Genomic DNA, 7,231 nt, shown 5'->3' with positions numbered 1-7,231 from the left:
TTTCGGGCGAAGACTCAAGACCCTCAGTGGCCTCACACCTTACGAATATGTCTGCAAAATATGGACTTCAGAGCCAGAAAGATTCATCATTAATCCAACCCATCAAACCACGGGACTAAACACCTAGATGGTGCGATTGCTATAGCGCAAGGTGCGAGGACTGCTCCCCAAGGAGTATTGTCGATTACCGCCCCCGTTATTTTTGGACGGGTACACGTCCTTCCCGTTGTCACAGAACTTTTAAGAGCCTGGCCGCAATTGAACATCAGGCTTTTTTTGACAGACCGGGTTGTTCATCTTGTGGAAGAAGGAGTTGATCTCGCCATCCGGATTGCGCCTCCACAAGACAGCGCCCTGAAGATGCAGAAAATCGGAGAGGTCCAGAAAATTTTTGTTGCCAGCCCAGCTTATCTGAAGAAACACGGAGAGCCACAGGTCTTTGAGGATCTCGCAACGCATAGCCTCATTGAGGTTAATGAATATGCAGCGGGATATTCTGAGTGGCGACAGGGCGGGAAATCTGGTTTTTCGATAAAAGTCTCGCCCCGGCTTTTCGTGAACAGTGTCGATGCGGCTCTCACAGCCGCCACCGAAGATCTAGGCATCGTCACGGCATTATCCTACCAAACTCACCAATTTGTTGAAAATGGGCAGCTTCGAAGAATTTTGACTGACACCCCCGCCTCAGTACTTCCGGTCTTCATCCTGTTCCCTGCCAAAGAACGTCAGTCCGTAAATGTTCGAACGTTTGTTTCCGCGATGAAAGACAGGTTTATGGCAAAAAGGTCTCTCAAAGCACACCTCACATAGAAGAAGGGTCCCCTGCAAACAGCCGCTACCATTTTTATGCATTGTGCGGCTTTACGTTTGAGCTTCATTCCATCGAGTAACTGCAAAGCTTTTTGAGCTCTAAAGCGGCAGACTACCCTGGTTCAGGGAGAGTTCGCACAAGACGCAGAAAAGCGCCGGTCAAAATCTTTGGCGATTGCTGCAAGAGTGACCTCGCCTAGTTGAGCAATCAGAAGCGCCTCAGCTTTTTCGAGTGCGCTCGTCATTGACGCATTTACGGCCTGCTCGACGAGGCAATCGGGCGCCGGGTCGGCCAGGCCAATTGCGAAAATACGTGGCTGCCCCACGGCTTTGTAGACATCAAGCATCGAGATACTTTCCAGCGGCTTCAGAAGCGTCCACCCGCCAGCGTGCCCCTTGATGGAACGAACGAACCCCACATCCCGCAGGCCTGCCATCGTACGCCGAATAACAACCGGATTGGTATGCAGCATTTCCGCTGCTTCACCGGAGGTGATGGGCCCATTCGCGCGATCCATATGGATCAGCAAATGCATCATTCTCGATAATCGCCCGTCCAGTTGCATCGCCTGCCCTTTAGGCTCTTCTATCATGTCACATCAAGAGTTGCAAAAAGCTGATATGCATATATGTAACTTCAGACATTACATATGAAGTTGAATAGGATTTAACCATGTATGATGTGATCGTGATAGGCGGCAGCTTTGCCGGACAAGCGGCAGCTATTCAGCTGGCACGGGCTCGCATGAGCGTTTTGCTGATCGATGCTGGCTTACCGCGAAACCGCTTCGCAGACGCGTCTCATGGTTTCCTCGGCCAGGACGGCAAAGCGCCGAACACCATTATGCGTGAAGCCACTGCACAATTACGACGATATCCAACTGCGCAGATCTTGCAGAACGACGCGCAGAAGGTGGCACGGAATGGCAAGACGTTTACTGTGTCTCTAGCCAACGGAGCAAAATTTCAGGCGAAGCGGCTGATACTCGCTACTGGCGTTTCCGATACTTTGCCCGATATCCCTGGTGTAGCGGAACGATGGGGCAAGACCGTTCTTCATTGTCCTTATTGCCACGGATATGAGGTCCGCAATCATCAGCTTGGAATTATCGCCACAAACCCAATGTCAATCCATCAGGCAACATTAATACCCGATTGGGGGCCAACAACTTACTTCACTCAGGGAATTTACGAGCCTGATCCAGAGCAGGCAATGTTGCTTAACAAGCGCGGCGTCGTGATCGAACGTACTCCAATCATTTCTCTCATCGGAGATGCTCCTGGTTTGGATGCCGTGAAGCTGGCGGATGGACGGCTCATTGAAGTCGCAGCTGTGTTCACGGTACCGAAAACCAGACCTGCCAGCCCGATTGCCGAGGATCTGGGCTGTATTCTGGAAAACGGACCTACCGGTCCGTTCATCAAGGTCGATACCTGGGGCGCAACCTCTGTGTCCGGGGTCTATGTAGCTGGGGATGCGGCTAGCCCGATGCATAATGCAACGGTCGCAGCAGCGTCGGGTGTCCTGGCAGGTATAGCGGCGCACCAATCTTTAGCCAGGGCGTGATCACGCGGTAACGCAATCCGCTGCTTGTCATCGAATACTCAGTTTTCTTTTCCATGCCCGAGCCGATGGCCAGGTCGGAACCCATAGGAGCGGGCTTGCCATGCGATCAGGAAGCTTACAGCAGCGAGTGCCATCACAATCCAGGGGAATGACAGAGCTCCCCACGTTTCCAGCAACACACCACCCAACAGGCCACCGCCGGCTATGGCGCTGTTCCAGACGACGACATTCATCGATAACGCAACATCTGTACCCTCCCCGGCTGCATCAGCCAGAGCCGTCTGGAGCAACGTCGCGGCCCCTCCGAAAGTCAGACCCCATATCGTAACGCCAATCATGATCACCGCAGGCGATGCTGATCCAATTGCAAAAAAAACTGCAACAGCAGCGAATATTGCCAGACTGACCAGAACAGAAAGCCGGAGGGCATGATCGACCGTGCAACTGGTGAGCCAGATGCCTGCAAGGGCAGCAAGGCCAAAAAGCAGGAGGATGCGGTCCGCCTCTCCTGCCAGCCCTGCCGGTGTAATGAACGGTACGATATAAGTGTAGAGAACGTTATGCGCGAGCATCCATGTTACCACGACGCCCAGAACAGATCGCACCCCCGGTGTTCGCAGGACATGACCGAACGGCTGGCGCTCATGATGTGCAAGGCCTGGAAAATCAGGAACCTTCGCCAGAACCCAGACAATTAACAGCAAGGTGGCACCCGACATGATCCAGAAGGCCAGTCTCCATCCCACAGCCGCGCCCAGCCAAGTGCCCGCCGGAACACCTACAGAAAGCGCGATCGGCGTGCCAACCATGGCGATAGCCAGAGCACGTCCTTGCTGAGCGGGTGTCACCATTCTGCGTGCATAGCCGGCCAGCAGGGCCCAGGCGAGCCCTGCCGCTGCACCCGCGCCATATCGCGCCACGAGGGTCAGGTCATAATCCGTCGAGAATGCTGTGATGGAGTTAAAAACTACAAAACCAATGATCGCCAGCAGTAGAACCCGCCTTCTCCGCCAGCGCTGTGTGGCCAATGTTAGCGGGATCGCAGCACTCAGGGAGCCCAAGGCGTAAGCCGTGACCATCTGCCCTGCCAAGGCGGGGGAAACATGCAGCCCAGCCCCGATCTCAGGCAGCAAACCTGCAGGAAGAGTTTCAGTCATAATGCAGATGAAGCCAGTCATCGCCAAGGCGAGTAAGCCGGCCATAGGTAATCTGTCATCGGGACTTCTGCGAAGGGGTATCGTCTTGGAGGTCATGCGGCTCTCATATATGGATCGAATGATCTATATATGAGAGCGTAAATTCTTGGCAATTACTTCTGGATCACTTAATATGAAAATCTTTCAAAAGGAGCAATACCATGGCGCGAACAGGGCGTCCCCGGGAGTTTGACAGGGACAAAGCACTCAATGCCGCCATGACGCTTTTCTGGGCGCAGGGCTACGAACCGACCTCCCTGACACAGCTCAAATCCTGCATGGGCAATATTTCGCCGGCAAGTTTCTATGCCGCGTTCGGCTCGAAGGAAGCCTTGTTTCGCGAAGTCGTGCAGCATTATCTGGCGACCTACGGACAGGTGATGTCGCCCTTATGGGACGAAAACCTGATACCGCGGGATGCGATTGAACGGACTTTGCGCGGTTCAGCGCGTATGCAGGCGACCCGGACGCATCCCTGTGGCTGTCTGGTCGTCTCGGGCGCCAGTAACTGTTCGCCCGAAAACGAAGCCGTTCAGGCCCTTCTCGCTGCAGAGCGCCAGCGGACGCGGACCGGAATCCGGGTCTGCGTGGAGCGCGCGATTGCCCGCGGCGAACTGCGCGATTGCGCGACAACAGCGGCCCTGCCCGATATTTTCGCGACATTTTTCCATGGCATGACATGCGAAGCGCGGGACGGGATGACGTCAACACATCTGGATGCCGCCATCACTTCGCTTCTGACCTTATGGGATGCCAACGCGCTGCTCACCACGCCGTGAAACGGTCTGCCAGACATTGATGAGCCTGCAACAGGCCAAGCCTTATGCCGTTAATTCCATATCGACCACTCCATAACTCCTTGACCCTGTTTTGCGCACATATTATGGACCATCCAGTACGGAATTAAATTCCGGAACACATCGCCGTGTCTCGGCCAAGGAATCCAGTTATGAGCAAACAGGACATCGCATTCGTCACGGGTGCCAATCGCGGCATCGGATACAGTATCGCGAAACATCTGATTGCCTCGGGCATCAACGTGATCGGGACCTATCACTCCAACGAAGACGAGGCGAACGCTGCCGAAGCAGCCCTCGTCGGCCAAAATGCAAAACTGCGCATGCTGAAGCTGGATATCGTGGACCATGAATCGTTCGCGGATTTTTCCGGACAGGTCAGAGCACTTCTCTCACATGAGTTCGAGCACAGTGCACTGAGTTATGTCGTTCAGAACGCAGGCAATATCATTCACACTCGCTTCGATGCTGCGACATCCGAACAGCTCGATAACCAGTACAACATCCATTTCAAAGGCCCCTATCTTCTGACGGTGGCCCTCCTGCCCCTGATTCGGGACGGCGGTCGTATTCTCAACATTACCTCTGCCGCGACCCGTTTCTACCTAACGGATCATGGACCTTATTCAGCCATGAAAGCCGCTACCGAAGTCATCTCACTCTACATGGCAAAAGAACTGGGAGAGCGAGGCATTACCGTCAACGCCGTCGCCCCTGGTGCGATCGCCTCGGACTTCGGTGGTGGTCTGGTCCGTGACGATGCCACGATCAATAAAAGCCTTGCAGACATCACACCCCTCGGGCGTGTCGGACAGCCCGACGATATCGGAGCTGCGGTCCGTGCCCTTCTGTCGGACGACATGCGCTGGATGAATGGCCAACGCATCGAGGTGACGGGAGGGCAGTCGCTATGAGGGCCACACAATTCCAAGCGAAGCCAGCCTCATGATCCACGTTATGGCCAGTAGTATCATTCCTGCATCCCTTCCCTCTGTCTGGCGGCTGGTCCGTAATTTCGGCGCTCTTGGACGCTGGTTGCCGGGCGTCAGAAGCTGCGTGATCGAAGGCAATGAGTCCGGTGACCGCGTCGGCGCAATCCGCTTGGTTGAGATGGGGGATGTCGGACTCATCCGCGAACAGCTTCTGGCACTCTCCGACGTGGATCACGCGGTCACGTTCTCGATCGTTGAATCAGCCCTGCCGGTCCGGAACTATCGCTCTACCATCAGCCTTCTTCCCATAACGAAGAGCGACCACACGTTCATCCAATGGCGGGGGCAGTTCGAGGCCCCAGCCGAACATGCCGCCAGTATGGAGGCCCGGATGCCGACACAGATCTACCAGCCAGCTTTCGACAGACTGGCCGAGATACTGGCCTCAGAGACGACATTGTCATGAAGGAACCTAAACCCATGATCCAGTCCCCCTCTAACGCTTCCCGATCAGGCACATTCAGGATTGGCGGCGATCTCGGCATCAACCGGCTTGGTTTCGGTGCGATGCGCATCACTGGCCAGGGTATATGGGGACCGCCCGCCGATCACGACGAGGCCATCCGCACACTGAGGCGCCTCCCAGAACTCGGCGTCAATTTCATCGACACGGCGGATTCCTATGGTCCGGACGTCTCCGAATGGCTGATCAGGGAAGCTTTGCATCCCTATCCCAAAGGATTGGTCATCGCGACGAAAGGCGGCCTCACCCGCTCCGGCCCCGACATCTGGAAACCGGTCGGACGGCCGGAATATCTATTGCAGCAGGTGCACAAAAGCCTGCGCAACCTCGGCGTCGAGCAGATTGATCTGTGGCAACTCCACCGGATCGATCCCAGAGTCCCGGCAGACGAACAGTTCGACGCGATCCGCTCCTTCATTGATCAGAAACTGATCCGTCATGCAGGACTGAGCGAGGTCTCTGTCGACAACATCAAAACAGCATCGAAATTCTTCGAGGTCGCGACCGTCCAGAACCGCTACAATCTCGTCGATCGCACCAGCGAGGACGTACTCGACTACTGCACGCAGCAGAACATCGGGTTCATCCCGTGGTTCCCTCTCGCCGCCGGCGACCTCGCCAGGCCGGGATCCATATTGGACACGATGGCGAAGAAATACGGCTCGCATCCAAGCCAGATTGCTCTTGCCTGGGTCCTGATGCGCAGCAAGGCGATGCTTCCGATCCCTGGCACGTCCAAGGTCGCCCATCTGGAACAGAATGTCGCGGCTGCCGACATCACACTGTCCGATGAAGACTTCGCGGCGCTGGACGCAGAAGGCCGCAAGGCGTTCCAGTCAACGCCTTAAGGAAACGCGTCCGGACAGTTACAATCCCAGCGTCGAAAGACCGGGATGACTGTCGGGACGCCGCCCCTCAGGCCAGTGGAACAGACGGCCGGTCGCCGAAATAGGTTGGTCGTTGATTGACGCTGCGCGGTAACGCATCAACCCGTTTTCATCGAACTCCCAGTTCTCGTTCCCATGGGATCTGAACCACTGTCCGGCCTGATCCTGCCACTCATAAGCAAAGCGGACCGCGATCCGGTTATCCTGAAAAGCCCAGAGTTCCTTGATAAGGCGGTATTCCTGCTCGCGCTCCCATTTGCGCGTCAGGAACGCCACGATGTCCTCTCGTCCGTGGATGAATTCCAGGCGATTGCGCCACTGGCTATCGGTCGTATAGGCCTGCGCCACCTTTTCAGGATCCTGGCCATTCCAGGCATCTTCCGCGAGGCGGACTTTCTGAGCAGCAGTTTCAGCATTGAAGGGAGGCAATGGGGGTCGGGACATAGGAAATTTCGCCTCTGGTTCGGGGACGGATCACGAGTTGATCCGAGACCTGTCAGTGTTTTCCAAAAGAGCATT

9 protein-coding genes and 1 pseudogene are annotated in these 7,231 nt (G+C 55.6%); 7 read left to right on the top strand and 3 right to left on the bottom strand.

Features of this window, described 5'->3' with window-relative positions; all coding sequences use genetic code 11:
- Both J4P41_RS14440 and J4P41_RS14435 read left to right on the top strand, forming a co-directional pair.
- Positions 1-127, top strand: a pseudogene (locus J4P41_RS14440) (IS481 family transposase); the annotation flags it as partial.
- A gap of 8 nt (positions 128-135) precedes the next feature.
- The gene (locus tag J4P41_RS14435; protein ID WP_426067666.1) at positions 136-810 is read left to right on the top strand and encodes a LysR substrate-binding domain-containing protein; all 675 of its coding nucleotides are present in this window, start codon (positions 136-138) and stop codon (positions 808-810) included.
- A 122-nt stretch (positions 811-932) separates the two neighbouring features.
- Here the strand turns inward: J4P41_RS14435 and J4P41_RS14430 are convergent, their stop codons facing one another.
- Positions 933-1,403 (bottom strand): RrF2 family transcriptional regulator, encoded by a 471-nt coding sequence (locus J4P41_RS14430; RefSeq protein WP_232309382.1) that lies wholly within the window; start codon positions 1,401-1,403, stop codon positions 933-935.
- An 80-nt stretch (positions 1,404-1,483) separates the two neighbouring features.
- Here J4P41_RS14430 and J4P41_RS14425 point away from each other — a divergent pair, with 80 nt between their 5' ends.
- Entirely contained in the window at positions 1,484-2,377 is an 894-nt protein-coding gene (locus tag J4P41_RS14425; protein ID WP_077804067.1) for an NAD(P)/FAD-dependent oxidoreductase, read from the top strand.
- 38 nt (positions 2,378-2,415) lie between these two features.
- Here J4P41_RS14425 and J4P41_RS14420 read toward each other — a convergent pair whose 3' ends face one another.
- Positions 2,416-3,630 (bottom strand): MFS transporter, encoded by a 1,215-nt coding sequence (locus J4P41_RS14420; RefSeq protein ID WP_063904058.1) that lies wholly within the window; start codon positions 3,628-3,630, stop codon positions 2,416-2,418.
- Positions 3,631-3,734: 104 nt separating this feature from the next.
- Here J4P41_RS14420 and J4P41_RS14415 point away from each other — a divergent pair, with 104 nt between their 5' ends.
- The 4 genes from J4P41_RS14415 to J4P41_RS14400 all read left to right on the top strand — a co-directional run bounded on the left by J4P41_RS14415 (position 3,735) and on the right by J4P41_RS14400 (position 6,673).
- Positions 3,735-4,352 (top strand): TetR/AcrR family transcriptional regulator, encoded by a 618-nt coding sequence (locus tag J4P41_RS14415; RefSeq protein WP_063904059.1) that lies wholly within the window; start codon positions 3,735-3,737, stop codon positions 4,350-4,352.
- A gap of 170 nt (positions 4,353-4,522) precedes the next feature.
- A complete protein-coding gene (locus J4P41_RS14410; protein WP_063904060.1) occupies positions 4,523-5,284 on the top strand; it encodes an SDR family NAD(P)-dependent oxidoreductase in 762 nt (253 codons plus the stop codon).
- Between the two features lie 31 nt (positions 5,285-5,315).
- The gene (locus J4P41_RS14405; protein WP_062027049.1) at positions 5,316-5,768 is read left to right on the top strand and encodes an SRPBCC family protein; all 453 of its coding nucleotides are present in this window, start codon (positions 5,316-5,318) and stop codon (positions 5,766-5,768) included.
- Positions 5,769-5,782: 14 nt separating this feature from the next.
- Positions 5,783-6,673, top strand: a complete 891-nt coding sequence (locus J4P41_RS14400; RefSeq protein ID WP_206035014.1) for an aldo/keto reductase — start codon at positions 5,783-5,785, stop codon at positions 6,671-6,673.
- Between the two features lie 18 nt (positions 6,674-6,691).
- Here J4P41_RS14400 and J4P41_RS14395 read toward each other — a convergent pair whose 3' ends face one another.
- Positions 6,692-7,156 (bottom strand): DUF1348 family protein, encoded by a 465-nt coding sequence (locus J4P41_RS14395; RefSeq protein ID WP_206035015.1) that lies wholly within the window; start codon positions 7,154-7,156, stop codon positions 6,692-6,694.
- Between the last annotated feature and the right edge of the window lie 75 nt (positions 7,157-7,231).

The organism is Gluconobacter sp. NFX36 (assembly GCF_049887835.1).
GTDB classification, from domain to species: Bacteria; Pseudomonadota; Alphaproteobacteria; order Acetobacterales; family Acetobacteraceae; genus Gluconobacter; species Gluconobacter japonicus_A.
This window is presented reverse-complemented; position numbering and strand designations above follow the sequence as displayed.